The organism is Isoptericola sp. S6320L (genome assembly GCF_023015685.1).
Lineage (GTDB): Bacteria > Actinomycetota > Actinomycetes > Actinomycetales > Cellulomonadaceae > Isoptericola > Isoptericola halotolerans_A.
The window spans coordinates 12,849-37,215 of sequence record NZ_JALKAT010000023.1 but is presented as its reverse complement, the minus strand read 5'-3'; the positions used below and the strand labels follow the sequence as shown (position 1 = coordinate 37,215).

The window sequence follows — 24,367 nt, the reverse complement described above, 5'->3', positions numbered from 1 at the left end:
GGCCGCCCCGACCACGGGTAACTTCAGACGTATGAGCGACGAGACGTACCCACCGCGCGAACCTCTGCTGCGGAGCCTCGTCGGCGCGATCCTGCGCCGTGCCCGGCTGCGGCAGGGACGCACGCTGGCCGAGGTCGCAGCGGCGGCCCGGATGTCCACCGCGTACCTGTCGGAGGTGGAGCGTGGACGCAAGGAGGCGTCGTCGGAGGTGCTGGCGTCGGTCTGCGGTGCGCTGGGGATCGGTCTGGTCGACCTCGTCGGCGACGCGCACCTCACCCTGGCCACCGTGGAAACCCAGCGCGGCGAGGCCCGCGTGCTGAAGAACATCGGCGAGCGGGGCGCCGCCGTCGGTCCGGCGGCCGGTGCCGGACCGGTCGTCACGACCGACGCCGTCCTCCTCGCCGCCTGAGCGGGCACGCGCCGGAGCCGACCCGGAGCCCGCTACCTGGCCCCGCCGGGGCCGAGCCTCAGTAGGGCCGCCGCGCTGACCAGGGCGACGACGCCGGCCGTCCAGCTCGCCCAGTCCAGCCACGGCTCGGGCGGTCGGAAGTGGAACGGGACCAGGACGATGAGCGCGGATCCCGACAGCGTCGTCATCGCGAGCGCGACGAGGAACGGTGTGGCGGACCTCTGGTCTCGCACCATCGTTCCCTCCCTTCGTTCGTTTCCGTGGCCTGCGACGTCGCCCCACCATAGCTGCGCGCCCCGTTGTGCGGTCGGGACCGGGGGTGCGCGGATCGAGGGTGCGCGGTCGGCGTGACCCCGTCACGCTCAGCGTCCGGCGATCACGCCTGGGGTGAATCTCACGCCAGGCGTGATCTGCGCGCGCGCTGCGGTGCCGCATCACGCCAGACGTGCACGTCCGCAATTGACCATCGGCTCCGCCCGCCTCACGCAGCGAGACCTCACGCAGCGAGCCCTCACGCCGCGAGACCTCACGCCGCGAGCCCACGGGCGGCGAGCTTGCGGGAGGTGACGACGGCGTCGGCGACGCCGTACTCGACGGCCTCGGCCGCGGTGAGGATCAGGTCGCGGTCGGTGTCCCGGCGCAGCTGGGACGCCGGCCGGCCGGTGTGCCGGGCCAGGAGCGTCTCCGTCTCGTCCCGCAGGCGCTGGATCTCGCGCGCCTGGATTGCCAGGTCGGAGACGGTGCCCTGGCTCTGACCGGACGGCTGGTGCAGCAGCACGCGGGAGTGCTCGAGCACGGCCCGCTTGCCCGGCGTGCCCGCCGCGAGCAGCACGGCCGCCGCCGACGCCGCCTGCCCCATGCAGGTGGTGGCCACCTCGCAGCGCACGAACTGCATCGTGTCGTAGATCGCCGTCATGGCCGTCGCGGAGCCACCCGGTGAGTTGATGTACAGGTCGATCGGCGACTCCGGGGACTCGGACTCGAGGTGCAGCAGCTGCGCCATCACGACGTTCGCGACGCCGTCGTCGACCTCGGTGCCGAGGAAGATGATGCGGTCGCGCAGCAGGCGGCTGAACACGTCGGAGGCCCGCTCGCCGAGCGGGGTGCGCTCCACGACGCTCGGAATCGTGTAGCTCCCCGACATCACAGACCCACCTTCCGGCCGGGCGCCGTCGGGCGGACGTCGTCCACCGACTCGACGACGCGGTCGACGAACCCGTACTCGACGGCCTCGGCCGCGGTGAACCAGCGGTCGCGGTCGGCGTCCTCGGTGATCTGCGCGAGGGTACGGCCGGTGTGCTGCGCGGTGAGCTCGGCCATGACCCGCTTGGTGTGCTCGAGGTTCTCGGCCTGGATCGCGATGTCGATGGCCGTCCCGCCGATGCCGGCGGACGGCTGGTGCATGAGCACCCGGGTGTGCGGCAGGGCGTAGCGCTTGCCGGCCGTGCCCGCGGTGAGCAGGAACTGGCCCATGCTGGCGGCGAACCCGACGCCGACGGTGACGACGTCGTTGGGCAGCAGCCGCATGGTGTCGTACACGCCGAGGCCGGCGGACACGGAGCCGCCGGGGGAGTTGATGAACAGGGCGATGTCGGCCGCGGCGTCCTCGGCGGACAGCAGCAGGAGCTGCGCGCAGACGCGGGTGGCGACGGCGTCGTCGATCTCGGTGCCGATGACGACGATGCGTTGGTGCAGCAGGCGTGTGGCCAGCTGGTCGTCGAACGGTGCGGGGGGCGTGGGCGTCTCCGAGCGGAGCGTGGTGATCGTCATGGCCCCACCGTGCGCCGTCGCGGTCGGTGGGGGAACGATCCTCTGCCGTCAGCGCATCCGCTCCTGGCAGATCGCCGTGCCACCGGCGCGGTCGGCCGGGTCCGCCGGGTCGGCGTGGTGGCGCCGCGCGGTGGCAGCGGCCGAGCGGACGACGGCGTCGAGCACCCGGCGCACGGCGCGCCGTCGCGCGCGGTCCGGCCGCAGCACGGCCGAGACGTGCCGGTCGGCCGGGATGCCGGTGAGCGGGCGCAGCGTGAGTCGGTCGCCCACCGGCGTGGTGAAGCGGGGGAGGATCGCCAGCCGGTCGCCGGCGGCCACCAGCGCCTCGACGAGCCGGTTGTCCGTGAGGCGTTGCCGGACGTCGAGACGCGTACCGGTGGCCCGCTCGATGCTCTGCAGCACGGTGTCGAAGGGGTAGCCGGGCGGCACCCCGATCCACTCGGCCCCGGTCACGTCGGACACGTCGACCGACGCCCGCGCCGCGAGCGGGTGGACGGCGGACATCGCGACGTCGAGGGGTTCGACGGCGACGGGCACGACGACGAGCCCGTCCGTCCGCGCCGGTCGCGGGCTCGTGAAGCTGTGCGCGACGACGATGTCGTGGTCGGCCGCCAGGGCACCGAACTCGGCCTCGGCCACGTCGGCGTCGGTGTAGCGCAGCTCGACGCCGGTGCCGGCCATCGCCCGCTCGACGTCGGGGAGCAGGAACGTGGCGGCGCTCGGCAGGGCCGCCAGGGTGACCGTGCCGACCGGTTCGTCGCGGAACGCGTCCCAGCGTGCCTGCACCTCGGCGAGCGCCGTGGCGACGTCGACCGCGCCGTCGGCCAGCAGCCGCCCGGCGTCGGTGAGCCGGACGCCCCGGCCGGCGGGCTCGACGAGCGCGACACCCAGCTCACGCTGCGCGGTGCGCAGCTGCTGCGAGACGGCCGACGGCGTGCGGTGCGTCGCCGCGGCGACGGCGGAGATGCTGCCGCGGTCGGCCAGCTCGCGGAGGAGCTCGAGGTGCCGGACGTCCATGTAGGCAGCCTACCGAGTAGCGGTAGAACATTTCGCTTGTCCTTCATGGTGGTCCGGCCGGACGATGACCGCATGCCGTTCCGACACCGCCTCCTCGCCGCCTCCGTGGCCGTCATGTGGGGGTTGAACTTCCTGGCCATCGACGCGTCGCTCGGTCACTTCCCGCCGATGTTCCTCGTGGCCCTGCGGTTCGCGGTGATCGCCGTCCCGACGATCTTCCTGGTACCGCGGCCGCAGGTACCCGTCCGGTGGCTGGTCGGCTACGGCGTCGGGTTCGGGATCCTGCAGTTCACGTTCCTCTACTGGGGGATGGCCGTCGGGATGCCCGCCGGGCTGGCGTCGCTGGTGCTGCAGGCGTCCGGACCGTTCACGGTGGTGCTCGGGGCGACCTTCCTGCGAGAACGGGTCGGCTCGCGTCAGGTGGCCGGCATCCTGGTCGCCGTCGCCGGACTGACCGTGGTCGGCTGGCAGCAGGCGCAGACGGCGGCGCTCCTGCCGTTCCTGCTGACCCTCGCCGGTGCGCTGGGCTGGGCGGTCGGCAACATCTCGAACCGGCAGGCCCGGCCGCAGAACCCGCTGCACCTGACGCTGTGGATGTCGGTGGTGCCGCCGGTGCCGATGCTGGCGGTCGCGCTGGTGGTCGAGGGGCCGGCCGAGATCGTCGGGTCCCTGACGTCGTTCGACGACCCCGGTGCCGTCGGCGCGCTGGTCGGGCTCGCCTACACGGTGGTGGTGGGCACGGTGCTGGGCTCCGGCATCTGGACCTGGCTCATGGCACGCCACCCCGCGGGGGTGGTGGCGCCCTACTCGATGCTGGTCCCGGTCGTGGGCATGACGGCGGCGTGGGTCGTCCTCGGGGAGGCGGTCAGCGTCCCGGAGCTGGGCGGCGCGGCTCTCGTGGTGGCCGGGGTCCTGTGGGGCGGGGCGCGGCGCCGGGCGCGTGCCGAGGAGCCGTCCGGCTCCGGCGGTGCGGCCCGCGGGCGCGGCTCCTCAGGGCTGGTCGTCGCGCGACGCTGACGGCCGGTCGCGGCGGCGCACGGCGTCCACCATCGGGAACGCGTTGAAGTGGACCTGGACCGGGACGGCACCGGGCACGTCCTCCTGGTCCCGCAGCGGGGCCAGCTGCTCGTCGAGGACGGCACTCACGGCGTCGATCACGCGGGCGAGCTGCTCGGGAGTGGCGAAGAAGTTGGACGTGCTGAGCGTGACGGCGTCCTTCCAGTCGGAGAAACCTGACGCGTCGAGCTCGCTGTCACCGATCGCGTCGAGCAGCTGCCAGATCTTCTGCTGGCGGTTGCGCTCGAACTCGGCGTTCACCAGCGACTTGGTGGTCCGCAGGCCGGCGTCGTCATGGTCCTCCGGGCCGATCGAGAAGCCGCCGGGGGAGGCCTCCCACCAGCGTTCGCGGGCCGTTCCCCGGCCCTCGACCTCCCGGACGAAGTCGTGCTTGGCGAGCTGACGCAGGTGGTAGCTGGTCGACCCGCTCGACTCGCCCACCATCTCGGCCAGCCCGCTGGCGGTGAGGGCGCCGTGGACCTGCAGCAGGTCGAGGATCCGGACGCGCAGCGGGTGCGACAGCCCCCGCAGCCGGGTCGCGCTCAGCTGGTCGGGTCGCCGGGACGGTGCGGCCGGGCGCTCCGGGGTCTCGCTCATGCCCATGACGGTACAGCGAGGCGGTCAGCGCAGTCCCAGCGGGTTGACCTGCGCAGCGTTGTCGCGCATGTGCTCGCCCGCGCGACGGTGGGCCTCGGCGGCGCGGCAGGCGCCGGTGCGCTCGGGGCGCCGGGTGGGCGAGGTCCGGGCCATGCGGGTCCCGAGCGCGACCAGCCCGCGACCCAGCCGGTCGACGAGACCGTCCAGCAGGCGGTGGTGGTGGCGGCCGGTGGCGGCAGGGGCGGTGATGGCGAGCAGCATGTCGGACTCCCGGTGACGGCGGACGGCTCTTCGACGTGGTACCAACATAGCGTTGCAAAGAAGACTTTGCAACGGGATCTTTGGACTCGTCTCAGACGGGTGTGCGGACGCGGTGAAATCTGCGGGGCGGGCCCCTCAATCGTACAAATGTTCGAACAGGCCGTCCAGGGTTCATCCGCCCGTGACCCGGCGGGAACTCCACCGGCGTAGGCTCCGTTGAGCAGCCGTACGATGCCGCCGTCGTGCACCTCCCCGTCGCTTCCCCTGGAGTGTGTGTGTTCCGCCTTGCCCGCTTGTCCCTGGCCAACCGTGCCGTCGTGGCGCTCGCCACGATCGCGATCTTCGCCTTCGGTGCGCTGAGCCTGACCTCGCTGAAGCAGGAGCTCATCCCGTCGCTCGAGTTCCCGGCCGGGGCGGTCGTCGCCGTGTACCCGGGGGCGTCGCCGGAGGTCGTGGAGCAGAACGTCACGGAGCCGCTCGAGGCCGCCGCGCAGACGGTCGAGGGCATCGAGTCGATCAGCTCCTCGGCGTCCACGGGCATGTCGATGACCACGGTCGAGTTCGCCTACGGCACGGACATGGACGCCGCCACGCAGCGCCTCACCACCGCCGTCACGCGGACCCAGTCGCAGCTCCCGGAGGACGTCGAGCCGCAGGTCATCACCGGCTCGCTCGACGACCTGCCCGTCATCCAGCTCGCCGCGGCGGGGGCCGACGACGTCGCCGCCCTCGCGGACGAGATCGACACCGTCCTGGTGCCCGAGCTGGAGCGGATCGACGACGTGCGCTCGGTGGCGGTCACCGGCGGCCAGGCCGACCAGGTGCTCATCGAGGTCGACCCCGCCGAGCTCGCGGAGGACGGGCTCGAGCTGACCCAGGTGACCGACGTCCTCGCGGACTACGGCGTGGTGGTGCCGGCGGGCACCGTCACCGAGGACGGCGCCACCTACTCGCTGCAGGCCGGCACCCGCGTGGAGAGCGTCGAGGACCTCGAGGAGATCCCGCTGGTCCCGTCGGCCACCGGGGCCGGCGCCGGTGCCGCCGGCCCCGACGCCGCAGCAGGTGCCGGAGCAGCCGACGACGGCGCCACCGCGCCCGGCGACGCGGCGGACGTGCCGCCGTCGGGCACAGGGGGCCAGCCGGGTGCCGACGGCGGGGCGACCGTCCCCGGCCAGGACGAACTGCTGCCGGACGCCAACGCGCCGCCCGAGGTGCCGGAGCCCGTGCTCCTCGGCGACGTCGCCGAGATCACCGTCGCCCCCACCGAGGCGACCTCCTTCTCCCGTCTGGACGGCGAGCCGTCGCTCGGCATCGCGATCACCAAGACCCCGCAGGGCAACACCGTCGACGTCTCGCACGCGGTGCAGGACGTCATCGACGACAACGCCGCCGAGCTCGAGGACGCCGGCATCAGCACCGCCGTCGTGTTCGACCAGGCGCCCTTCATCGAGGAGTCGATCGAGGGCCTGGCCACCGAGGGCGGTCTGGGCCTGATCTTCGCGATCCTCATCATCCTGGTGTTCCTGCTGTCGGTGCGCTCGACGCTGGTCTCGGCCGTCTCGATCCCGCTGTCCCTGGCCACGGCGTTCCTCGTCATGGACCTGACCGGGTACACGCTCAACATCCTCACGCTCGCCGCGCTGACCATCTCCATCGGCCGCGTGGTCGACGACGCGATCGTCGTCATCGAGAACATCAAGCGGCACCTGTCCTACGGCGAGGACAAGAAGCAGGCGATCCTCACCGCCGTCGGAGAGGTCGCCGGGGCGATCTCCGCCTCCACGATCTGCACCGTCGCGGTGTTCCTGCCCCTGGGGCTCGTCGCCGGCATGACGGGCGAGCTGTTCCGGCCGTTCGCGTTCACCGTCGCCATCGCGATGCTCGCCTCGCTGCTCGTGGCGCTGACCATCGTGCCGGTGCTCGCGTACTGGTTCGTCAAGGCGCCGCGGGGGACCGAGGGTGCCACGGACGGCGGGGCCTCGATCCGGGAGGCCGCCGAGGCCAAGGAGCGCCGCGGGCTCTGGCAGCGCGCGTACGTGCCGAGCCTCGCGGCGTCGCTGCGGCACCCGTGGATCTCGGTGGTGATCGCCGTCGGCATCCTCGCCGGCACGCTCGCCCTCGTCCCGCGCCTGGAGACCAACTTCATCGGGGACTCGGGCCAGGACACCGTCTCGGTCACCCAGACGTTCACCGACACCGCGTCGCTCGAGGCGCAGGACGACGCCGCACGTGACATGGAGGAGGCGCTCGGCGAGGTCGACGGCATCGAGACCGTCCAGACCTCGGTGGGCGCCGGCGACGCCGGCGAGGCCGCGTTCTTCGGCGGCGGCTCGACGCCGACCGCCACCTTCTCGATCACGCTCGACGAGGCGGCCGACCCCCTCGCCGTCCAGGACGACGTCCGCGAGGCGGCCGAGTCGCTGGCGGGGGAGGGCCCGACGACGGAGGTCAGCGTGGCCGGGGGCGACTCCGGCTTCGGCTCCACCACGATCGACCTGGTGGTGCGCGCCAACGAGACCGACGACCTCGCCACGGCCGCCGAGGCGGCCCAGGAGGCGGTGTCCGGGCTCGACGGCGTCGCGGAGGTCACGAACGACCTCTCCGCCGCGCAGCCCGTCCTGCAGGTCACCGTGGACCGGGAGGCCGCCGCCGAGGCGGGCCTCACGGAGACGCAGGTGGCCGGCATCGTCTCGGGCACGATGAACCCGGAGCAGACCGTCGGCGAGGTGGACCTCGGCGAGGGCCCCGTGGACGCCGTCGTCGTCTCCGGCGAGGCGCCGCAGTCGGTCGAGGAGGTCGAGGAGATCGAGATCCCGACCGCCACCGGCATGGTGCCGCTGACGGACGTGGCCGCGGTCGAAGAGGTGGAGACGCCGAGCTCGATCAGCCGCGTCGACGGCGAGCGCTCGGCCACCGTGTCGATCACCCCGGAGAGCCAGGACCTCGGCACGCTGAGCACCGACGTGGCCACCGCCGTCGACGGGCTCGACCTGCCGCCGGGCGCCACCGTCGAGGTCGGCGGCGTCGCGGCGGACCAGGAGGAGGCCTTCGCCGACCTCGGGCTGGCGCTGCTGGCCGCGATCGCGATCGTCTACCTGATCATGGTCGCGACGTTCAAGTCGCTCGTGCAGCCGCTCATCCTGCTCGTCTCCGTGCCGCTGTCCGCGACCGGTGCGCTCGTCGCGCTGCTCGCCACCGACACCCCGCTCGGGGTGCCGGCGCTCATCGGTGTGCTGATGCTCGTGGGCATCGTGGTGTCGAACGCCATCGTGCTGATCGACCTCATCAACCAGTACCGGCTGCGCGGCCGGTCGCTGGACGAGGCGGTGCGCGAGGGGGCACGCAAGCGACTGCGTCCGATCGTCATGACGGCGCTGGCGACCATCGGTGCGCTGACCCCGATGGCCGTCGGTCTCACCGGCGGCGGGGCCTTCATCTCCCAGCCGCTCGCTCTCGTGGTGATCGGCGGGCTCGTCTCGTCCACCCTGCTGACGCTGCTCATCGTCCCGGTGCTGTACGTGCTGGTCGAGGGGCGCAAGGACCGCAAGGAGGCCCGGCGCGAGCGGCGGGCCGCGAAGCGGGAGACGAAGCGGGTCGAGAAGAAGGACCGGGAGGCCGCCGCGCAGGCCGCCCGGGGCTGACCAGCCAGGACCGGAGACGGTCCCGGACACGTCACAGATCGGCCGGGAACCTGTCGGCCGGGTCGCGCGTTGCCTAGGATGATGGCCACGGCCAGCGACCCGGCCCTGTCCGCGCGACGACCCGTCGTCGGGCACCCGGCAGCCGCGACCAGGAGGAGCTCATGAGCAACCCCGTCTTCTCGAACAGCGCCGTCTTCGGCGAGCCCCGCCGGGGCGCCGGAGGCACCGCGACGGCATCGGCCGGCCAGGCCGGTCGCTTCGGCGCGCAGGCCGCCGACGCCGCGTCGCTGCAGAACATGTACAACGCGCCGTCGGCCACGCCGGTCGACACGAAGCGCCTGACCTACACCGACGTCATCATGAAGACGGCCGGGCTGCTCTCGCTGCTCGTGGTGGTCGCGGCGGTGAGCTGGTCGCTCACCGAGACCATCCCGTCGCTGTGGATCATCGGCATGGTCGTGGGCCTGGTGCTCGGACTGGTCAACGCCTTCAAGAAGAACCCGAGCCCGCTGCTCATCACGCTGTACACGGTGGCGCAGGGCCTGTTCCTCGGCGGGATCTCGAGGTACTACGAGTCCTGGTACGACGGCGTGGTCCTGCAGGCGGTCCTCGCGACGCTGTCCGTCTTCGCCGTCGCGCTGGCGCTGTTCAGCTCCGGCAAGGTGCGGGTGACGCCCAAGTTCACGCGCTTCCTGCTGATCGGCATGATCGGCTACCTGGTCTTCTCCCTCGTCAACGTCGTCCTGGTCTGGACCGGCGTGCTCGAGGGCTGGGGCATGCGCGGTGGCACGCTGGGCATCATCGTCGGCCTCTTCGCCGTGGTGCTGGCGTCCATGTCGCTCATCGTCGACTTCGACTCCATCAAGCGCGGCGTCGAGCAGGGCGTCCCGGCCAAGTTCGCCTGGTCGGCGGCCTTCGGCCTGCTGGTCACTCTCATCTGGCTCTACCTGGAGATCCTGCGCCTCCTCGCGATCTTCCGCGAGTGACGCACCTCCCGGCGCGGTAGCACGCGCCCGCTCGACCGAGACGACGGCCGGCCACCCGATCACGGGTGGCCGGCCGTCGTCGTCCGCCGAGGTAGTGCCGGCCCCGCCGAGGTAGTGCCAGGCCCGGCGAGGTAGTAGTGGAACAGCCGAGGTAGCGCCGGGCGCCGCGAGGTAGTTGCGCGCTCAGCCGGGCTCGCGGCGAGCGAGCGCGGCGATACCGGCGACGAGCATGTCCACCAGGGCGTCGAAGCTGCGGTCCACGTCCTGCGGCGCGCGGAACCCTCCGCCCAGCTCGAGGGTCACGAAGCCGTGCACGGCGGACCGGACGGCCCGCACGGCGTCGACCACGCACTCCTCGGGCAGGTCGAAGCCGCGCAGCGTCGCGACCGCGACGGCGACACTCTCGGCGGCGGCGTCGCGGTGGGCGGCGTGCGCCGGGTCGTCCGGGTCGGGCCCCGTCTGGGCGGCGGCGTACCGGCCGGGGTGGACGCGGGCGTAGCCGCGCCACGCGTGCGCCATGGCGCGCACGGCGTCGGGCCCCGACAGCCCGACCGTCGCGCGCGAGGTGGCGCCCGCGAGCTCGCCGACCGCGCGGACGGACACCTCGCGGCGCAGCTCGGCCAGCGAGCCGACGTGCTTGTAGAGGCTGGGGGTCGCCACCCCCGCCTGGGCGGCGACCCGGGCGAGGGTGAGGTCGGCGAACCCGCCCGTACCGCCGTCGTCGACCACCCCCAGCGCGAGGCCGACGACGGCCTCGCGCGACAGCCCGGCCCTAGGCACGGGGGCCACCGGTCGCCGTGGGGAGCTCGGCGAGGAAGTCGAGCACCGCCGGGACGACGACGTCGGGAGTCTGGTGCTGCGGGTAGTGACCGGCCTCGGGGACGAGGACGGCGTGCCGTGCCGGTGTGCCGAGCGCGCCCTGCACCCAGGCGAGCTCCGCCGCCGGGTCGCCGAAGTCGGGGTCGAGGGCTCCGACGACGGCGAGCGCGGGCGCCTGGATCTCGGCCAGACGGCGTTCGACCACGCTGTGGTCGAGCGCCAGGGCCAGGTGCCGGAACGAGCGCAGGTGGGCGCCGTCGGACATCGCGGCGCGGACCTGCGCGACGTGCTCGGCGTGCCGGGGTGACCGCCGTCCCTTGCTGATCATCGAGTAGTAGCCGGCCCAGACGGCGGCGCCCCACGGGCGGGCGAACAGCACACGATAGGCCGCGTGCAGGAGCCGCTGCTTGCCGGGCGAGGCGGTCTCGCGCAGGAACGGGCTGAGCAGCACGAGCCCCCGGACGAGGTCGGGCCGTTCGGCGGCTGCCCAGGCCGCGGCGGACGCGCCCATCGAGTTGCCCATGAGGACGGCGGGGCCCGCGTCGAGGTGCTCGACGAGCGCCAGGAGGTCGGAGCCGGTGGCGTCGTCGCCGTGCCGGGTGAAGGTGGTGTCCGAGTCGCCGTGGCCGCGCAGGTCCGTCACGACGACCCGCCACCCGGCCTGGACCAGCGCCGGGGTGACGTCGGCGTAGGTGGATCTCAGGTCGCCCATGCCGGGGACGGCGACGAGGACCGGGCGATCGGCGTCGCCGGGGGAGGTGTCGGTGTAGGCGAGGCGGCCCTCGGGGCGCTGGAGGGAGCGGTGCGAGACGTGCCGGCTTGTGCTCATAGCCAATAAGCTACGCCTATTAGCCAAAAAGTCAACGTCTCCGGCCGCACCACCCACCGACAGGTCGGGGATGCGGCCGGAGCGGTGGCCGGAGCCTGCTCAGGAGCCCCGCGGCGTGCGGAACGACCGGTGGTCCGTGGGCTCCTCCTCGGCCCGGATCACGTGCATGACCGCGTTGATCAGCGCCAGGTGGGTGAACGCCTGCGGGAAGTTGCCCAGGTGCCGCCCCGTGCGCGGGTCGATCTCCTCGGCGTACAGGTTCAGCGAGGACGCGAACGACAGGAGCCGCTCGCACAGCGTCCGCGCCCGGTCGATCTCGCCGATCTCGCACAGGGCGCTGACGAGCCAGAACGAGCAGATGGTGAACGTGCCCTCCTCGCCCTGCAGGCCGTCGTCGGTCTCCTCGGTCCGGTAGCGCAGGACGAGGCCCTCCTCGGTGAGCTCGTCCGCGATGGCCAGCACCGTGGCGCGCACGCGCTCGTCGTCCGGCGGGAGGAACCGCAGCAACGGCACCAGCAGCAGCGAGGCGTCCAGGGCGTCGTCGCCGTACCGCTGGGTGAACACCCCGCGGTCGTCGACGCCCTTCGTGCAGATGTCGGCGTGGATCTCGTCGGCCAGCTTCTGCCACTGCTCGGCGAAGTCGGGCTCGTCGTAGAGACGGGCGAGGCGCGCGCCACGGTCGAGCGCCACCCAGCACATGAGCTTGGAGGAGGTGAAGTGCTGCGGCTCGCCACGCACCTCCCAGATGCCGCGGTCCGGCAGGTGCCAGTGCTTGGCAGCCTCCTCCACCTGGCGCTTGAGCACGGGCCACAGCGCCTCCGGCAGCTGCTCACGGTTGCGCGTGTGCAGGTACACCGAGTCGAGGACGGCCCCCCAGACGTCGTGCTGGCGCTGGTTGTAGGCCGCGTTGCCGATCCGCACCGGCCGAGCACCCTCGTAGCCGCTGAGGTGGGTCAGCTCCTGCTCGGTGAGCCGTTCCTCGCCGCCCACGCCGTACATGATCTGCAGCTGCTTGTTGTCGTGGCAGGCGTCCTGGATGAACGCGAAGAAGTCGTTGGCCTCCCGGTCCAGACCGAGGGTGTACAGGCCCCACAGCGCAAAGGTCGAGTCCCGGATCCAGGCGTACCGGTAGTCCCAGTTGCGCTCGCCGCCCGGGGTCTCGGGCAGCGACGTGGTCGCGGCCGCCAGCAGGGCGCCCGACGGCGCATAGGTCAGTCCCTTGAGCGTCAGCGCGGAGCGCTGCAGGAAGATGCGCCACGGGTGGTCGGGGAACGAGCCCTGCGTGATCCAGTCACGCCAGAACTGTTCGGTGCGCCACATCTTGTCGATGGCCTCGTCCCAGGACGTGGGCGCCGGCAGCGGGGACCAGGCCAGGGCCACGAAGTGCGTCTCGCCCTCGCTCATCCGGGTGCGGGCCTGCGCGCGCTGGCCCTCGAGCCCGAAGCGGAGGCTGGAGCTGAGCCGCAGGTCCGGGTTCTTGCCACCCATCTGGGCGATGACCGACGAGTAGCCGTCGTCCAGGTAGTCCCAGTCCGGCTCCCCCCGGGCGTAGTCCGGCTTCGGCGAGCAGACCACCTCCAGGTCGACGGTGCCGGAGACGCACTTCACGGTGCGCAGCAGCACGTGCTCGGCGTCGTGGTCGGTCGGCGTCCGGCGGTGGGTCTGCGAGCGCTCGTCGAGGTTGTGCCACGGTCCCATCACCATCGCGTCGCGGACCACCAGCCAGCCGGTCGACGTCTGCCACGTGGTCTCGAGGATGAGGGTGCCGGGCAGGTAGCGCCGCGCCACCGGGACGCGGGCGCCGTGCGGGCCCACGCGGAACATCCCGGCTCCGCGGTCGAGGATCGCGGAGAAGACGCTGGGGGAGTCGGGGCGGGGCAGGCACAGCCACTCGATCGCGCCGCTGGGCGCGACCAGGGCGTTGGTCTCGCAGTCGGACAGGAACGCGTACTCCGCGATGGAGGGGAAGGTGCTGCGGCCGTCGGTCCGCGGGGTCGGCTGGGCATCGAGCGTCATGGGACCAGACTGCGCTGGGTCGGGGTCCTGGCGCCAGTTCGTGCGCCGGTGGGCCCGGAAGTTTCACACACTTGTGACGTGACGTGTCGATCCTGGGGTTTCCCGTTCGACCTGGGGGTGAGAAGGTCCCAGACGGGGGCCACCGCATCACGGGAGATGAGACGAATGGCCAAGTACATGCTGATCATGCGCAGCACCGACGAGTCGGCGGCGGCGTTCGCCGACTCGGGCATCGACTTCGACGAGATGCTCGCCACGATGGGCCGCTTCAACGAGGAGATGATCGAGGCCGGCGTGCTGGTCGCCGCCGAAGGGCTCGAGGAGGCCGACAAGGGCGTCGTCGTCGACTACTCCACGGAGGAGCCGACGGTCACCGACGGGCCGTACGGCGAGACCAAGGAGCTGTTCAACGGCTACTGGATCCTCGACGTCCCCACCATCGACGACGCCGTCGCGTGGGCGAAGAAGGCACCGCTGGCCGGTCCCGGCATGAAGTCCGAGATCCGCCGCATCCCGACCATCGACGAGTTCCCGGCGGACAACGAGTGGATCCGCCGCGAGCGCGCCTGGCGCGAGCGCACCGGGCAGCTCTGAGCGCCGGCACACCACGACATCACGACACCACGACACCCCCACACACCAACCCGGACGACGAGGACGAGACCATGCCGAAGTACATGCTGATCATGCGCGGGACCGACGAGGGCCAGGCCGACTACGAGGAGATGGACTTCACCGAGGTCATCGCCGCGATGGGTCGCTACAACGAGTCCCTGATGGACGCCGGGGTGCTCACCGCCGGCGAGGGGCTCTCCGACGCGTCCGAGGGCGCCGTCGTCGACTTCTCCACCGACACCCCGGTGGTGACGGACGGACCCTACGGTGAGACCAAGGAGCTGTTCAACGGGTTCTGGATCCTCGACGTCGCGTCGCGGGAGGAAGCGGTCGAGTGGGCCAAGCGCGCGCCGCTCAGCGGACCGGGCACCAAGCTCGAGGTGCGGCGCATCAACGGGGTCGAGGACTTCCCGGCCGACAACGAGTGGATCCAGAAGGAGAAGGAGTGGCGCCAGGAGCTCGGGACCGAGTGAGCGCCCGGCACGGCGTGCCCGACGGCGGCAGCCCGGCACCAGCACCGGCGCCAGCACCTGCGCCCGACGGCGGGTCCCCGGGGGATCCCGACGTCGGGCGCCGGGCCGTCGAGGCGACCTGGCGGATCGAGTCGGCGCGGATCGTCGGTGCCCTGGCCCGCTACACCGGCGAGCTCGCGCTCGCCGAGGACGTGGCGTCCGAGGCCGTCGCCGAGGCCCTCGTGAGCTGGCCGCGTGACGGGGTGCCCCGCGACCCGACGGCCTGGCTGCTGGCCACCGGGCGGCGGCGGGCCATCGACGCGTTCCGTCGTCGGGCCGGCCGCGACGTGCGGTACGCGGCGTTCGCCCGGGACCTGGGCGAGGGCGGGGCGCACGCGGGGGCCACGCCGTCCGACGTCGACGAGCCCGACCTGCTGTGGGACCCGGACCGGATCGACGACGACCGCCTCGCGCTGATCTTCACCTCGTGCCACCCGGTGCTGTCCAAGGAGGCGCGGGTCGCCCTGACGTTGCGCGTGGTCGGCGGGCTGACGAGCGAGGAGATCGCGCGGGCCTTCCTCGTGCCGACCCCGACGGTGCAGGCGCGCATCACCCGGGCGAAGAAGCAGCTCGGCGCGGCCCGTGTCCCGTTCGAGGTGCCGTCGGCCCCTCAGCGGCCCGCGCGTCTCGGCTCGGTGCTGAACGTGCTGTACGTGATCTTCTCCGAGGGCTCGTCGGCGTCGGGTGGCGGCGACTGGATCCGGACGGACCTCGCGCGCGAGGCGATCCGGCTGGCCCGCGTCCTGTCGCGCCTGATGCCCGAGGAGCCGGAGGCGGCCGGGCTGCTCGCCCTGCTCGAGCTGACGGCCGCCCGGTTCCCGGCGCGCACCGGTCCGGACGGCGAGCCGATCCTCCTGGCGGACCAGGACCGGCGGCGGTGGGACGCCTCGGCGATCCGGCGCGGCCGGGCGGCGCTGGCACGCGCCGAGGCGGCCGGGCGCGGCCTGGGCCCGTACGCGCTGCAGGCCGCCATCGCCGAGCAGCACGACGTCGCGGCGTCGGTGGAGGCCACGGACTGGGCGCGGATCGTCCGGCTGTACGAGGCGCTCGGCCGCGTGGCACCGTCGCCCGTGGTGGACCTCAACCGGGCCGTGGCGGTGTCGATGGCGTCGGGGCCGCAGGCGGCGCTCGAGGTCGTGGACTCCCTGGCCGGGTCCGGCGCGCTGGCGGGCTCCTACCTGCTGCCGAGCGTGCGGGGCGAGCTGCTGTCCCGCCTGGGACGTCGCGCCGAGGCCCGCGCCGAGCTGGAGCTGGCGGCGCAGCGGTGCGGCAACGAGCGCGAGCGCGGCGTGCTGGAGGCCAAGGCCGCCGCGCTCGCCGAGCCGTCAGGCTGAGGGCACCGCGCCGGCGGGAGGCCGACGGCGGCGCGGGGGCAGCGTGGCCACCGCGACCCCGGCGAGGGCCAGGACCCCACCGAGCAGCGCCGCCGGGGCGGGCACCTCGGCCAGGAGCGTCCAGGACAGCAGGACGACGACGGCGGGCACCGCGTAGGTCGTGGCCGCGGTGCGCCCGGCGCTCGCCCGGGTCAGCACGTACCCCCACGTGCTGAAGGCGATCGCGGTGGGGAAGACCCCGAGGTAGACGATGCCGAGCACGGTTGCCGACGACGCCACGGACAGCTGGTCCACCAGGCCGGGCAGGAACGGCAGCGAGGCCACGGTGCCGGCCAGGCAGCCCAGCCACGTCATGGTGAGGGCGTCCACGTGGGGGAGCAGGCGCTTCTGGAGGGTGGCGGCGCCGGCGTACAGGACGGCGGAGACCAGGCCCAGCACGACGCCGACGGCGTCGAACCGGCCCGAGGAGGTGGCGGCGGCGATGACGACGACGCCGGCGAACGCGACCGCGATCCCGACGAGCAGCCGACGGGGGAACCCCTCGCCGAGGAGCAGCCCGGCGAGGACGGCGACGAGCATCGGCGCGATGTTCACCAGCAGTGCGGTGGTGCCAGCGTCCAGGTGCTGCTCGGCGGCGTTGAGCGTGAGGTTGTAGGCGCCGAACCAGGCCACGCCCCAGACCAGCACGAGAGCCAGGACGCGGCCGCGCGGGACGGCCGAGCGCCGCGGCCCGGCAGGGCTCGCCGCTGCGGACGGGGCGCCGACCGGGGTGCCGGTCGGGGTGCCGGTCGGGCGTGCCGCGCGGACGCGCCGTCGGGTCCGTACGACGAGGAGCATCACCGTCAGCGTGGCGCTCCCCACGACGACGCGGCCCAGGGTCAGCGGACCGGGGTCGACGTCGTGCCCGACGGCGCGGATCGCCACGAAGGCGGAGGCCCACAGCAGCACGGTCGCCGTCATGGCAGCAGCCGTGAGGCGTCCGGCGCGGGAGGTGGCGTGCCCCGGTGGGGCTGCTGCCGTGCTGATGGTCGTCATGCGGTGATCTTCCCCCCGAGCGATTGTTCAGCACCAGTCCTGATCTCTACCGCACCGTTCAGTGCCGCTGTACGGTGGGGAGATGCTGGACGTCCACCGCCTGCGCATCTTCCGCTCCGTCGTGGCGAGCGGCTCCGTCGCCGCGGCCGCCGCCAACCTGGGCTACACGCCGTCGGCCGTGAGCCAGCACGTCACCGCGCTCCAGCGCGAGACCGGCCTGCAGCTCCTCGCCCGGCACGGCCGCGGGGTGAGGCCCACCGCGGCTGGCGAGGCGCTCGCCGCGCAGGCCGACGGGGTGCTCGCACGGCTCGGCGAGGCCGAGTCGTTCGTCGCGGACCTCCGCTCCGGCCGTACCGGCCGGATGTCCGTCGCGTACTTCGCCTCGGTGGGGGCCGCCTGGCTGCCGCACGTGGTCAGCACGCTCACCGAGCGGTTCCCCGGGCTGCGGCTCGAGCTCGAGCTGCGCGAGGACGTCCCCGCCGACCCGGCACGACGGGCCGACCTGCAGGTGGTCGTCGCGCCGCGCAGCTACGACCCCGGGGTGGGCGCCGCGGCCCACCACCTGCTCGACGACCCCTACGTCGCCGTCGTGCCCGCCGGCCACCCGTTCGCCGACCGCGACGAGGTCGAGCTCGCCGAGCTGGCCGACGAGGCGTGGATCGACAACGACTTCGCCCGCGGCTGGTGCCGCCGCAACCTCCTCGAGGCGTGCCGTGCGGCCGGGTTCAGCCCGGCGTTCCGCGTCGAGGCGCACGACTACCCGACCGCCCTCGCGTTCGTCGCCGCCGGGATCGGCATCACCGTGCTCCCTGCGCTCGGCGCCGTGCACCTGCCGCCCGGCACGGTCGGCGTCCCGGCCGTGCGACCCACGCCCTCGCGGACCATCTACGCGGTGGTGCAGGACGCCGTCGCGCACACCCCGCCGGTCCGGGCCGCCGTGGAGAGCTTGCGCGAGGTCGCCGCCGCGCCGGTCGGCGACCCCGCGTAGGCTTGACGCGCACTGCCGCCGGGAGACACGACCCGCGGCTCCCCGAGAACGGATGAGGTATCCCGTGACCACGCTCCCCACCGCCACCGGCTCCTTCGGCGACAAGCCCGAGATCACGTTCCCGGAGGGCGACGCGCCCGCGGGCCTCCAGGTCCAGGTCCTCGCCGAGGGCGACGGCCCCGTCGTCGACGCCGGCCGCACCATCGTCGTCAACTACCTCGGCCAGACCTGGGGCGGCGACGTGTTCGACAACTCCTGGGACCGCGGCCAGACGATCGACTTCCCGATCGGCGTCGGCGCCGTCATCGGCGGCTGGGACAAGGGCCTCGTCGGCCGCAACGTCGGTGACCGCGTGCTGCTGTCCATCCCGGCCGAGCACGGCTACGGCTCGCGTGGCGTGCCGCAGGCCGGCATCCCCGGTGGTGCGACGCTGGTCTTCGTCGTGGACGTGGTCGGGGTGCGCTGACCCGTTGCTGTGACGGGCGGGGCGGAGGACTCCCTGCGAGCTCGCGTTCACGCGCCCCAGGGGGCGCTCCACTTCGGGGGGATGACGAGCTCGCAGGGAGTCCTTCGCCCCGCCTTGTGTCTGCGGCCCGGGGCGGTCCTGGGTCTGGGCGCTGGGCTGGGAGCCGTGCGGCGGGGTCAGGGCTTGCGGGAGCGGGTGACCGTGAAGCGGGGGTCCTGGGCCACGTGGTCCGTGGGGCCGACCGCCCGGGCCAGCGAGCCGCGGTAGCGCAGCTTGGTGTTGAACACGCACCACAGCTCGCCCCCCGGCCGCAGGATCCGGCCGGCCGTCGCGAACATCCGGTGGGCGGCGTCCGTGCTCACGGCGGCCCGGTCGTGGAACGGCGGGTTGAGCAGCACCAGGTCCGCGCTCGCGTCCGGCAGGTCGGCGCCGACGTCGCTCCTCGTCACCGTGCCCGGCACGCCGTTCGCGGCGAGCGTCGCCCGGGTGGAGGCGACCGCGGCCGCCGAGCGGTCGGTGCCGACCACCCGGGCGTCCGGGTAGCGGCGGCCCAGCACCACGGCGAGCAGCCCGGTCCCGGAGCCCAGGTCGACGGCGTCACCTACCCGCGACGCCGCGGGCCAGCGCCCCGCGGTGCTCAGCAGGAACCGGGTGCCGTGGTCGAGCCCGGCGCCCGCGAAGGCGCCACCGTGCGCGACGACATCGACGTGCTCGGCCGGGGCGGCGCCGTCGTGCGTGGGTGTGGCCGCCGCCAGCAGCTCGGGGTCCGTGAGCCGCTCGCGGGCCGGGTAGAGCGGGGTGGCCGAGCGTGCCTCGGGCCGGGGCGTCGTGGCGACCAGGGCGCGCGACTTGCTGCGCGCCAGGGTCGCGTGCACGGACTCGAACCGGTCGCCGAGCACGTCGTTCATGGCGCGCGTCATGTGCTTGATGCGGCCGCCGGCGAGCAGCGTGACGTCGTCGGCGGCGTACCGGGCGACGGCCTCGGCGATCTCGGTGAGCTCGCCCAGCGACTTGGGGAGCTGCAGCAGGACGAGCCGGGCGCCGTCGAGCAGGGCGGGACCCAGGTCGTCGGACGTCGCGATGCGGCCGCGGGCGTCCGCCAGCGTGTCCTGCACCCGGGCGGCGTTGTGCAGCGTGGCCGTCTCGGAGTCGATCGTGTCGTGGTGGGTGCGGACCTCGGCGGCCCCCAGGGCCAGAGCTCCCAGGGTCAGCGCCCCGAACCGGTCGCCCACGACGACGACGCCCCGCGGTCCGGCGTCCGCCACGAGCGGTGCGGCCTCGGCGAGCAGCAGGCGGTCGGTGGCGTCCACGGCGACGGGGGCGTCAGGGCGCGTGCCGTCGTCGGGCCACGGGACGAGCTGGTCGAGCAGGGTGGTCAGGGACGGCGGTGGGACGGCGGGGGAGGTCACGGGACGACCGTAGTCTGGGCGCATGGACGAAGCCACGTCGTCGGACGCCCGGGTGACCATCACCTACTGCACGCAGTGCCGCTGGCTGATGCGGGCCGCCTGGGTGGCGCAGGAGCTGCTGCAGACGTTCCGGACGCGGCTGGGCGAGGTGGCGCTCGTGCCGGGCACGGGCGGGGTGTTCCGCGTCGAGCTGGTGCCGGCGCCGGGCGCGGAGCCGGTGCTGTTGTGGGACCGCAAGGCCGAGGGCGGGTTCCCCGAGATCCCGCCGCTGAAGAAGGCGGTGCGGGACGCCGTCGCGCCGGACCTGGCGCTGGGGCACACGGACCGCGTGGCCGCCGCGGATCAGGACGGCACTTCGTGAGCTGACCGGCACTTCGAACTGCCGATCAGATCACGAAGTGCCGGTCGGATCAGCGGTTCTCTGCTCGCTTCGCCTCGGCCGCCACCCGCTCCTCCTCGGCGCGGACCTTGGCGGCGGTCTCGCGCTCGCGGACCAGCCACGCGGGCGGGTCGTCGCGCAGCTCGTTGATCTGGTCGGTCGTGAGCGGGTCGGTGATGCCACCGCGCGCCAGGCCGGCGATCGAGATGCCGAGCCGGCCGGCGACGACGGGGCGCGGGTGCGGCCCGTTGCGGCGCAGCTCGACGAGCCACTCGGGCGGCTGCTCCTCGAGCTTCTCGAGCTCGGCGCGGGTGATCCCGTGCTCCTGGAACTCCGGCGGCGTGGCGGGCAGGTACACCCCGAGCTTCTTCGCCGCGTTCGTCGGCTTGAGGACCTGCTGGGAGAAGGGGGTTCCGGCCATGGGCCCAGCCTAGTCGCCGGTCGGCGGCCGCGGCGCCCCGTAACCTGGTCGCGTGAGCGACGACACCCGCCCCGCGCCGGGCGACACCGGGCCCGACGACGGCGGTCCGGGCCCGGACGACGCCCCGCGGTTCCGGCTGGGGTACGTCCCCGGGGCGACGCCGGGCAAGTGGGCCAGGACCTGGCGCGAGCGGCTGCCCGGGGTGTTCCTCGAGCTGGTCCAGGTGGCGGCCGCCGACGTGCCGTCCGCCCTGCGGGACGGCGAGGTGGACGCGGCGATCGGCCGGCTGCCCGTCGACAAGGAGACCTTCCACGCCATCCCGCTGTACGCCGAGCTGCCCGTGGTGGTGGTCTCGAGGGACCACCTGGTCGCGGCCACCGAGGAGTCCGAGCGGGTCGGGGCCCACGACCTCGCCGACGACGTCCTGTGGGTCCCGCGCGACGACGTCCTGCTCGGCGCCGGCGTCGACCGCCCGGGCCGGCGTCCGGAGGCCTACGACGACGGCACCGGGACCCGGGTAGAGCCGGTGCCGGCCTCGACCGAGGAGGCGATCGCGTGGGCCGCGACCGGCTCCGGCGTGGTCGTGACGCCGATGTCGCTCGCGCGGCTGCATCACCGCAAGGACACCGTGAACCGGGTCGTCGAGGGCGTGCCCGAGTCGCCGGTCGGGCTCGTCTGGTGCCGGGACGGCCTGCCCGACGACGTGGCGGAGCTGGTCGAGGAGCTCGTCGGCATCGTGCGCGGGCGCACGGCGAACAGCTCGCGCGGGCGTGGTGCTCCCGACGAGGCCCGCTCGCCGAAGAAGGCTCCGGCCAAGGACGGCTCCGGGAGCAAGGGCGGCAAGGGCGCTGCCGAGGGCAAGAAGGCCGCGGCCGCTCGCCGGGGCCGGTCGCAGGGACCCCGTGGCGGCGGGAGCCGGGGGCGCGGGCGGCCGGGGCAGGGGCGCCGCGGACGCTGAGCGCGGCGCGGACAGAGCGTCGTGACGGACACAAGGCTTATTGCCCCCTCGTACCTCTTCACGCGGTAAGTCCGTTTCGATAGGATCGCCTGCGCACCCCGCTGCGTCCCGGCTCGGACGACCGAGCCGACGCCTGCGTGGCACACCCCGTCCTGACTCTCAGAGGAGCGCCATGCGCACGCCCCTAGCCCTCGGAGCCGCCGTGCTCCTCGCCCTCGGCCTCACCGCCGGACCCGCTGCCGCGACGGGAGGCGGCGACCGCCACTGGGACGGCCACGGGGACTCGCGCATCGGCGACCGGTGGGACGGCGGCGAGGCCGAGAAGGGTGGCAAGACCTACGGCTGGCCCGAGGACACGCGCACCTGGGGCGACAACGTCTGCCCGGACATGGACGTGGCCAAGACGGACGTCGACGGGGAGCGCGAGACGGTCACCCTGACGGCACCGGAGGGCAAGCTCATCTCCGCGTACTGCGTCAAGGCAGGTTCAGCGAAGCAGGGCGACGGTCCGAAGATCGTCACGCTCGACGAGCCGGTGGCCGAGGTGACCATCTCCTACGTGGCCGGCGGCAAGTGCAAGGCGATCAGCCACTACGCCGTGGCGTACGTGGACGCCGGCACGCCGACGGACGTCCCGGACGAGTCGACGGACCCGACGCCGAAGCCCACGCCGTCGACCCCGGGCGGCGCGACCCCGCCGGCCGAGGAGCCCGGGGACGACCCGTCGGACCAGCCGAGCCCCTCGCCGTCGGCCGAGCTGCCGGACGAGACGCCCGAGGTCCCCGGGGACGAGGAGCCGGGCGAGCCGGCCGTCGAGACCGAGGAGCCCACGACGGACGAGTCGCCGGACCCCCGCCCGCAGACGGTGGCCCCCGTGGAGCCCGGTGCGGGCGAGGGTGACGAGCCGCGTCCCTCCGAGGTCGCCGTCGAGCTCGACGCCGACGAGGCGGAGACGGTGCGCGCACAGACGCAGGCCGAGCTGCCGCAGACCGGCCCGGGTCGCGCGATCGGGATCACCCTCGGCGCTCTCGCGCTGGTGGGTGCCGGCGTCGGCGCCGTGCTCTACGCCCGCTCGCGGCGCGCCTCGGCCTGACGACCCACGCCGGTGACCGCCGGCACCACGACGGCCCGATGCTGGGAGCGGATTCGCTCCCAGCACCGGGCCGCTGTGCGTCCGGATCCGTGCGTCCGGATCCGTGCGCCGACCGTCGCGGACCGCCGTGCGGCCGCGGTGCGGCTTCAGCCCGAGACGCTGCCCAGCGTGCGCACCTGGTCGATGGTGTCCGCCTCCGCGGCCGTCTTGTCGTCGCGGTAGCGGACGACCCGCGCGAACCGCAGGGCGACGCCGCCGGGGTAACGCGGGGACCGCTGCACGCCGTCGAACGCGATCTCGACGACCTGCTCCGGGCGCACGCGGACCACGGAGCCGTCGGTCGGCCCGTCGGCGAGCTCGGTGAACCGCTCGGTCTGCCAGGCGAGCGTCTCGTCCGTCATCCCCTTGAACGTCTTGCCCAGCATGACGAAACCGCCGGTGTCCGGGTCGCGCGCGCCGAGGTGGATGTTCGACAGCCAGCCCTCGCGGCGCCCTGATCCGCGCTCGACGGCGAGCACCACGAGGTCGAGCGTGTGCCGCGGCTTGACCTTGACCCAGGCGGATCCGCGCCGTCCGGCGTCGTACGGGGCGTCGAGCGACTTGAGGACGAGCCCCTCGTGCCCGGCGGCCACCGTGTCGTCGAAGAAGCCTTGGACCGTGTCGGGGTCGGTTGACACGAGGCGAGGCACGACGGCGGACGGCGGCGCGGCGCTGTCGAGCGCGGCCAGGCGGTCGGCGGCCGGGGCGTCGATGAGGTCGGACCCGTCCAGGTGCAGGATGTCGAAGAAGAACACGGTCAACGGCGTCCGGCCCTGGTGGCTCTCGGCGTCGTGGCTGCCGGTGCGCGCGGCGGTGTCCTGGAAGGCACGGGGCCGTCCGGTCTCGTCCAGCGCGATGGCCTCGCCGTCGAGCACGGCCGTCTCGACGTCGAGCGACCGTGCCAGTGCTACGACCTCCGGCAGGCGTTCGGTGATGTCGTCGAGCGAGCGCGTAAACACGGAGACCTCGTCACCGGACCGGTGGACCTGGACGCGGATGCCGTCGAGCTTGACGTCCGCGGCGACCTCGACGCCGTCGAACCGCTCGAGCGCGCCGCCGACGTCGGGCGCGGAGGAGGCGAGCATGGGGCGGACGGGGCGCCCCACCCGCAGGCCGAAGGACTCCAGCGCCGGGGCGCCGCCGGTCAGTGCTGCCCGCGCGATGGGGCCGGACAGCGCGCTGAACATCGCGGCCCGGCGCACGGACGCCAGCGGGACGTCGGCGGCGGCGGCGATGGCGTCCAGGGAGTCGAGGGCGCCCTGCCGCAGCTCGCCGAGGACCAGCCCGGTGAGGAAGCGCTGCTCGTCGGGCGTGGCGCGGGAGTAGAGGGCCGTCAGCGCGGCGGCCCGGGCCGCCTGGGACCCGGGCCCCTGCAACCCGGCCATGGTCTCGAGGGCGTCGTCGACCTGGACGGGGGTCAGGCTCGGCTCGCTCGCGGCCGCAGGCGGGTCGGCGAGCGAACGCCAGCCCACCCCCGTGCGGCGCTGGCGCGCCCGGCCGGAGAGGTAAGAGGCGACGACCTCGATCTGGGTACCGCGCTGCTCGGGCGGCACGTCGCCCTCCCCGGCGGCGGAGCGCAGGGCCGCGGCCAGCAGCTCGCGCTTGCGCAGGCGGGACCGCGTCGCGGCGACGGCGGCGTGGGTGTCGACGAGCTCGGCGAGCAGCACCCGTCGATCGTCGCAGGGCACACCGACAGTCGCGCGGCGGCTCCCGCTGC

At 73.8% G+C, this 24,367-nt stretch carries 25 protein-coding genes; 12 read left to right on the top strand and 13 right to left on the bottom strand.

What is annotated here, in order from left to right; translation table 11 throughout:
- The first annotated feature begins 31 nt into the window (after nt 1-31).
- Nucleotides 32-409 carry a helix-turn-helix transcriptional regulator gene (locus MWU57_RS18180; protein ID WP_281495669.1) on the top strand — a complete coding sequence of 126 codons (378 nt, stop codon included), beginning with the start codon at nt 32-34 and terminating at the stop codon, nt 407-409.
- Between the two features lie 32 nt (nt 410-441).
- On the opposite strand, the gene MWU57_RS12610 is transcribed toward MWU57_RS18180, so the two are convergent.
- The 4 genes from MWU57_RS12610 to MWU57_RS12595 all read right to left on the bottom strand — a co-directional run bounded on the left by MWU57_RS12610 (nt 442) and on the right by MWU57_RS12595 (nt 3,196).
- Nucleotides 442-645, bottom strand: a complete 204-nt coding sequence (locus MWU57_RS12610) for a hypothetical protein (protein ID WP_246909538.1) — start codon at nt 643-645, stop codon at nt 442-444.
- Nucleotides 646-935: 290 nt separating this feature from the next.
- Entirely contained in the window at nt 936-1,553 is a 618-nt protein-coding gene (locus MWU57_RS12605) for a ClpP family protease (RefSeq protein WP_246909537.1), read from the bottom strand.
- The gene (locus tag MWU57_RS12600; protein WP_106267640.1) at nt 1,553-2,179 is read right to left on the bottom strand and encodes a ClpP family protease; all 627 of its coding nucleotides are present in this window, start codon (nt 2,177-2,179) and stop codon (nt 1,553-1,555) included. Before MWU57_RS12600 ends, MWU57_RS12605 begins: the two co-directional genes overlap by 1 nt.
- 48 nt (nt 2,180-2,227) lie before the next feature.
- A complete protein-coding gene (locus tag MWU57_RS12595; protein WP_246909536.1) occupies nt 2,228-3,196 on the bottom strand; it encodes a LysR family transcriptional regulator in 969 nt (322 codons plus the stop codon).
- Nucleotides 3,197-3,268: 72 nt separating this feature from the next.
- Between MWU57_RS12595 and MWU57_RS12590 the strand changes: the two genes are divergently transcribed.
- On the top strand, nt 3,269-4,213 hold the full coding sequence (locus MWU57_RS12590; protein WP_246909535.1) for an EamA family transporter: 945 nt from the start codon (nt 3,269-3,271) through the stop codon (nt 4,211-4,213).
- Here MWU57_RS12590 and MWU57_RS12585 read toward each other — a convergent pair.
- Nucleotides 4,187-4,849, bottom strand: a complete 663-nt coding sequence (locus MWU57_RS12585; protein WP_246909534.1) for a helix-turn-helix domain-containing protein — start codon at nt 4,847-4,849, stop codon at nt 4,187-4,189. The two genes, MWU57_RS12590 and MWU57_RS12585, sit on opposite strands and share 27 nt — an antisense overlap.
- A 24-nt stretch (nt 4,850-4,873) precedes the next feature.
- Nucleotides 4,874-5,110, bottom strand: a complete 237-nt coding sequence (locus tag MWU57_RS12580; protein ID WP_246909533.1) for a hypothetical protein — start codon at nt 5,108-5,110, stop codon at nt 4,874-4,876.
- Nucleotides 5,111-5,385: 275 nt separating this feature from the next.
- On the opposite strand from MWU57_RS12580, the gene MWU57_RS12575 reads away from it, so the two are divergent.
- Together MWU57_RS12575 and MWU57_RS12570 are read left to right on the top strand one after the other, a co-directional pair.
- On the top strand, nt 5,386-8,751 hold the full coding sequence (locus MWU57_RS12575) for an efflux RND transporter permease subunit (RefSeq protein WP_246909532.1): 3,366 nt from the start codon (nt 5,386-5,388) through the stop codon (nt 8,749-8,751).
- 161 nt (nt 8,752-8,912) lie between these two features.
- The gene (locus tag MWU57_RS12570) at nt 8,913-9,737 is read left to right on the top strand and encodes a Bax inhibitor-1/YccA family protein (protein WP_246909531.1); all 825 of its coding nucleotides are present in this window, start codon (nt 8,913-8,915) and stop codon (nt 9,735-9,737) included.
- A 183-nt stretch (nt 9,738-9,920) separates the two neighbouring features.
- On the opposite strand, the gene MWU57_RS12565 is transcribed toward MWU57_RS12570, so the two are convergent.
- From MWU57_RS12565 to MWU57_RS12555, 3 genes are all read right to left on the bottom strand, one after another.
- The gene (locus MWU57_RS12565) at nt 9,921-10,517 is read right to left on the bottom strand and encodes a WHG domain-containing protein (RefSeq protein ID WP_246909530.1); all 597 of its coding nucleotides are present in this window, start codon (nt 10,515-10,517) and stop codon (nt 9,921-9,923) included.
- Nucleotides 10,510-11,385 carry an alpha/beta fold hydrolase gene (locus MWU57_RS12560; protein WP_246909528.1) on the bottom strand — a complete coding sequence of 292 codons (876 nt, stop codon included), beginning with the start codon at nt 11,383-11,385 and terminating at the stop codon, nt 10,510-10,512. The genes MWU57_RS12565 and MWU57_RS12560 overlap by 8 nt, the downstream gene beginning before the upstream one ends.
- A 99-nt stretch (nt 11,386-11,484) precedes the next feature.
- Complete coding sequence (locus tag MWU57_RS12555; protein WP_246909526.1) at nt 11,485-13,401, bottom strand: glycoside hydrolase family 15 protein; 1,917 nt, start codon at nt 13,399-13,401, stop codon at nt 11,485-11,487.
- Nucleotides 13,402-13,566: 165 nt separating this feature from the next.
- On the opposite strand from MWU57_RS12555, the gene MWU57_RS12550 reads away from it, so the two are divergent.
- From MWU57_RS12550 to MWU57_RS12540, 3 genes are all read left to right on the top strand, one after another.
- Nucleotides 13,567-13,995, top strand: coding sequence for a YciI family protein (locus MWU57_RS12550; RefSeq protein ID WP_246909524.1), 429 nt, complete (start codon nt 13,567-13,569; stop codon nt 13,993-13,995).
- Between the two features lie 71 nt (nt 13,996-14,066).
- The gene (locus MWU57_RS12545; protein ID WP_246909521.1) at nt 14,067-14,489 is read left to right on the top strand and encodes a YciI family protein; all 423 of its coding nucleotides are present in this window, start codon (nt 14,067-14,069) and stop codon (nt 14,487-14,489) included.
- Between the two features lie 125 nt (nt 14,490-14,614).
- Nucleotides 14,615-15,862 carry an RNA polymerase sigma factor gene (locus tag MWU57_RS12540; RefSeq protein WP_246909558.1) on the top strand — a complete coding sequence of 416 codons (1,248 nt, stop codon included), beginning with the start codon at nt 14,615-14,617 and terminating at the stop codon, nt 15,860-15,862.
- On the opposite strand, the gene MWU57_RS12535 is transcribed toward MWU57_RS12540, so the two are convergent.
- A complete protein-coding gene (locus tag MWU57_RS12535; RefSeq protein ID WP_246909519.1) occupies nt 15,854-16,897 on the bottom strand; it encodes a DMT family transporter in 1,044 nt (347 codons plus the stop codon). The genes MWU57_RS12540 and MWU57_RS12535 overlap by 9 nt on opposite strands.
- Nucleotides 16,898-16,979: 82 nt before the next feature.
- On the opposite strand from MWU57_RS12535, the gene MWU57_RS12530 reads away from it, so the two are divergent.
- Together MWU57_RS12530 and MWU57_RS12525 are read left to right on the top strand one after the other, a co-directional pair.
- On the top strand, nt 16,980-17,885 hold the full coding sequence (locus tag MWU57_RS12530; protein ID WP_246909517.1) for a LysR family transcriptional regulator: 906 nt from the start codon (nt 16,980-16,982) through the stop codon (nt 17,883-17,885).
- A gap of 64 nt (nt 17,886-17,949) precedes the next feature.
- On the top strand, nt 17,950-18,351 hold the full coding sequence (locus tag MWU57_RS12525; protein ID WP_243400994.1) for an FKBP-type peptidyl-prolyl cis-trans isomerase: 402 nt from the start codon (nt 17,950-17,952) through the stop codon (nt 18,349-18,351).
- 176 nt (nt 18,352-18,527) lie between these two features.
- Here MWU57_RS12525 and MWU57_RS12520 read toward each other — a convergent pair whose 3' ends face one another.
- Nucleotides 18,528-19,760, bottom strand: a complete 1,233-nt coding sequence (locus tag MWU57_RS12520; RefSeq protein ID WP_246909516.1) for a methyltransferase — start codon at nt 19,758-19,760, stop codon at nt 18,528-18,530.
- A 22-nt stretch (nt 19,761-19,782) separates the two neighbouring features.
- Here MWU57_RS12520 and MWU57_RS12515 point away from each other — a divergent pair, with 22 nt between their 5' ends.
- Nucleotides 19,783-20,121, top strand: a complete 339-nt coding sequence (locus MWU57_RS12515) for a SelT/SelW/SelH family protein (protein WP_246909515.1) — start codon at nt 19,783-19,785, stop codon at nt 20,119-20,121.
- A 49-nt stretch (nt 20,122-20,170) separates the two neighbouring features.
- On the opposite strand, the gene MWU57_RS12510 is transcribed toward MWU57_RS12515, so the two are convergent.
- Nucleotides 20,171-20,560: a DUF5997 family protein gene (locus MWU57_RS12510; protein ID WP_106267670.1), complete on the bottom strand. Its 390-nt coding sequence runs from the start codon at nt 20,558-20,560 to the stop codon at nt 20,171-20,173.
- Between the two features lie 52 nt (nt 20,561-20,612).
- Between MWU57_RS12510 and MWU57_RS12505 the strand changes: the two genes are divergently transcribed.
- On the top strand, nt 20,613-21,518 hold the full coding sequence (locus MWU57_RS12505; protein ID WP_246909514.1) for a LysR substrate-binding domain-containing protein: 906 nt from the start codon (nt 20,613-20,615) through the stop codon (nt 21,516-21,518).
- Nucleotides 21,519-21,690: 172 nt separating this feature from the next.
- Nucleotides 21,691-22,611, top strand: a complete 921-nt coding sequence (locus tag MWU57_RS12500; protein ID WP_246909511.1) for a hypothetical protein — start codon at nt 21,691-21,693, stop codon at nt 22,609-22,611.
- Nucleotides 22,612-22,757: 146 nt separating this feature from the next.
- On the opposite strand, the gene MWU57_RS12495 is transcribed toward MWU57_RS12500, so the two are convergent.
- The gene (locus MWU57_RS12495; protein WP_246909510.1) at nt 22,758-24,317 is read right to left on the bottom strand and encodes an ATP-dependent DNA ligase; all 1,560 of its coding nucleotides are present in this window, start codon (nt 24,315-24,317) and stop codon (nt 22,758-22,760) included.
- Nucleotides 24,318-24,367: the final 50 nt, after the last annotated feature.

Bases quoted from the DNA above. Each gene is read 5' to 3' on its own strand.
- MWU57_RS12530 (WP_246909517.1), top strand. From the start codon at position 16,980: ATGCTGGACGTCCACCGCCTGCGCATCTTCCGCTCCGTCGTGGCGAGC.
- MWU57_RS12510 (WP_106267670.1), bottom strand. From the start codon at position 20,560: ATGGCCGGAACCCCCTTCTCCCAGCAGGTCCTCAAGCCGACGAACGCG.
- MWU57_RS12595 (WP_246909536.1), bottom strand. From the start codon at position 3,196: ATGGACGTCCGGCACCTCGAGCTCCTCCGCGAGCTGGCCGACCGCGGC.
- MWU57_RS12585 (WP_246909534.1), bottom strand. From the start codon at position 4,849: ATGAGCGAGACCCCGGAGCGCCCGGCCGCACCGTCCCGGCGACCCGAC.
- MWU57_RS12580 (WP_246909533.1), bottom strand. From the start codon at position 5,110: ATGCTGCTCGCCATCACCGCCCCTGCCGCCACCGGCCGCCACCACCAC.
- MWU57_RS12555 (WP_246909526.1), bottom strand. From the start codon at position 13,401: ATGACGCTCGATGCCCAGCCGACCCCGCGGACCGACGGCCGCAGCACC.
- MWU57_RS12515 (WP_246909515.1), top strand. From the start codon at position 19,783: ATGGACGAAGCCACGTCGTCGGACGCCCGGGTGACCATCACCTACTGC.
- MWU57_RS12545 (WP_246909521.1), top strand. From the start codon at position 14,067: ATGCCGAAGTACATGCTGATCATGCGCGGGACCGACGAGGGCCAGGCC.
- MWU57_RS12560 (WP_246909528.1), bottom strand. From the start codon at position 11,385: ATGAGCACAAGCCGGCACGTCTCGCACCGCTCCCTCCAGCGCCCCGAG.
- MWU57_RS12610 (WP_246909538.1), bottom strand. From the start codon at position 645: ATGGTGCGAGACCAGAGGTCCGCCACACCGTTCCTCGTCGCGCTCGCG.
- MWU57_RS12590 (WP_246909535.1), top strand. From the start codon at position 3,269: ATGCCGTTCCGACACCGCCTCCTCGCCGCCTCCGTGGCCGTCATGTGG.
- MWU57_RS12570 (WP_246909531.1), top strand. From the start codon at position 8,913: ATGAGCAACCCCGTCTTCTCGAACAGCGCCGTCTTCGGCGAGCCCCGC.
- MWU57_RS18180 (WP_281495669.1), top strand. From the start codon at position 32: ATGAGCGACGAGACGTACCCACCGCGCGAACCTCTGCTGCGGAGCCTC.
- MWU57_RS12500 (WP_246909511.1), top strand. From the start codon at position 21,691: ATGCGCACGCCCCTAGCCCTCGGAGCCGCCGTGCTCCTCGCCCTCGGC.
- MWU57_RS12550 (WP_246909524.1), top strand. From the start codon at position 13,567: ATGGCCAAGTACATGCTGATCATGCGCAGCACCGACGAGTCGGCGGCG.
- MWU57_RS12535 (WP_246909519.1), bottom strand. From the start codon at position 16,897: ATGACGACCATCAGCACGGCAGCAGCCCCACCGGGGCACGCCACCTCC.
- MWU57_RS12600 (WP_106267640.1), bottom strand. From the start codon at position 2,179: ATGACGATCACCACGCTCCGCTCGGAGACGCCCACGCCCCCCGCACCG.
- MWU57_RS12605 (WP_246909537.1), bottom strand. From the start codon at position 1,553: ATGTCGGGGAGCTACACGATTCCGAGCGTCGTGGAGCGCACCCCGCTC.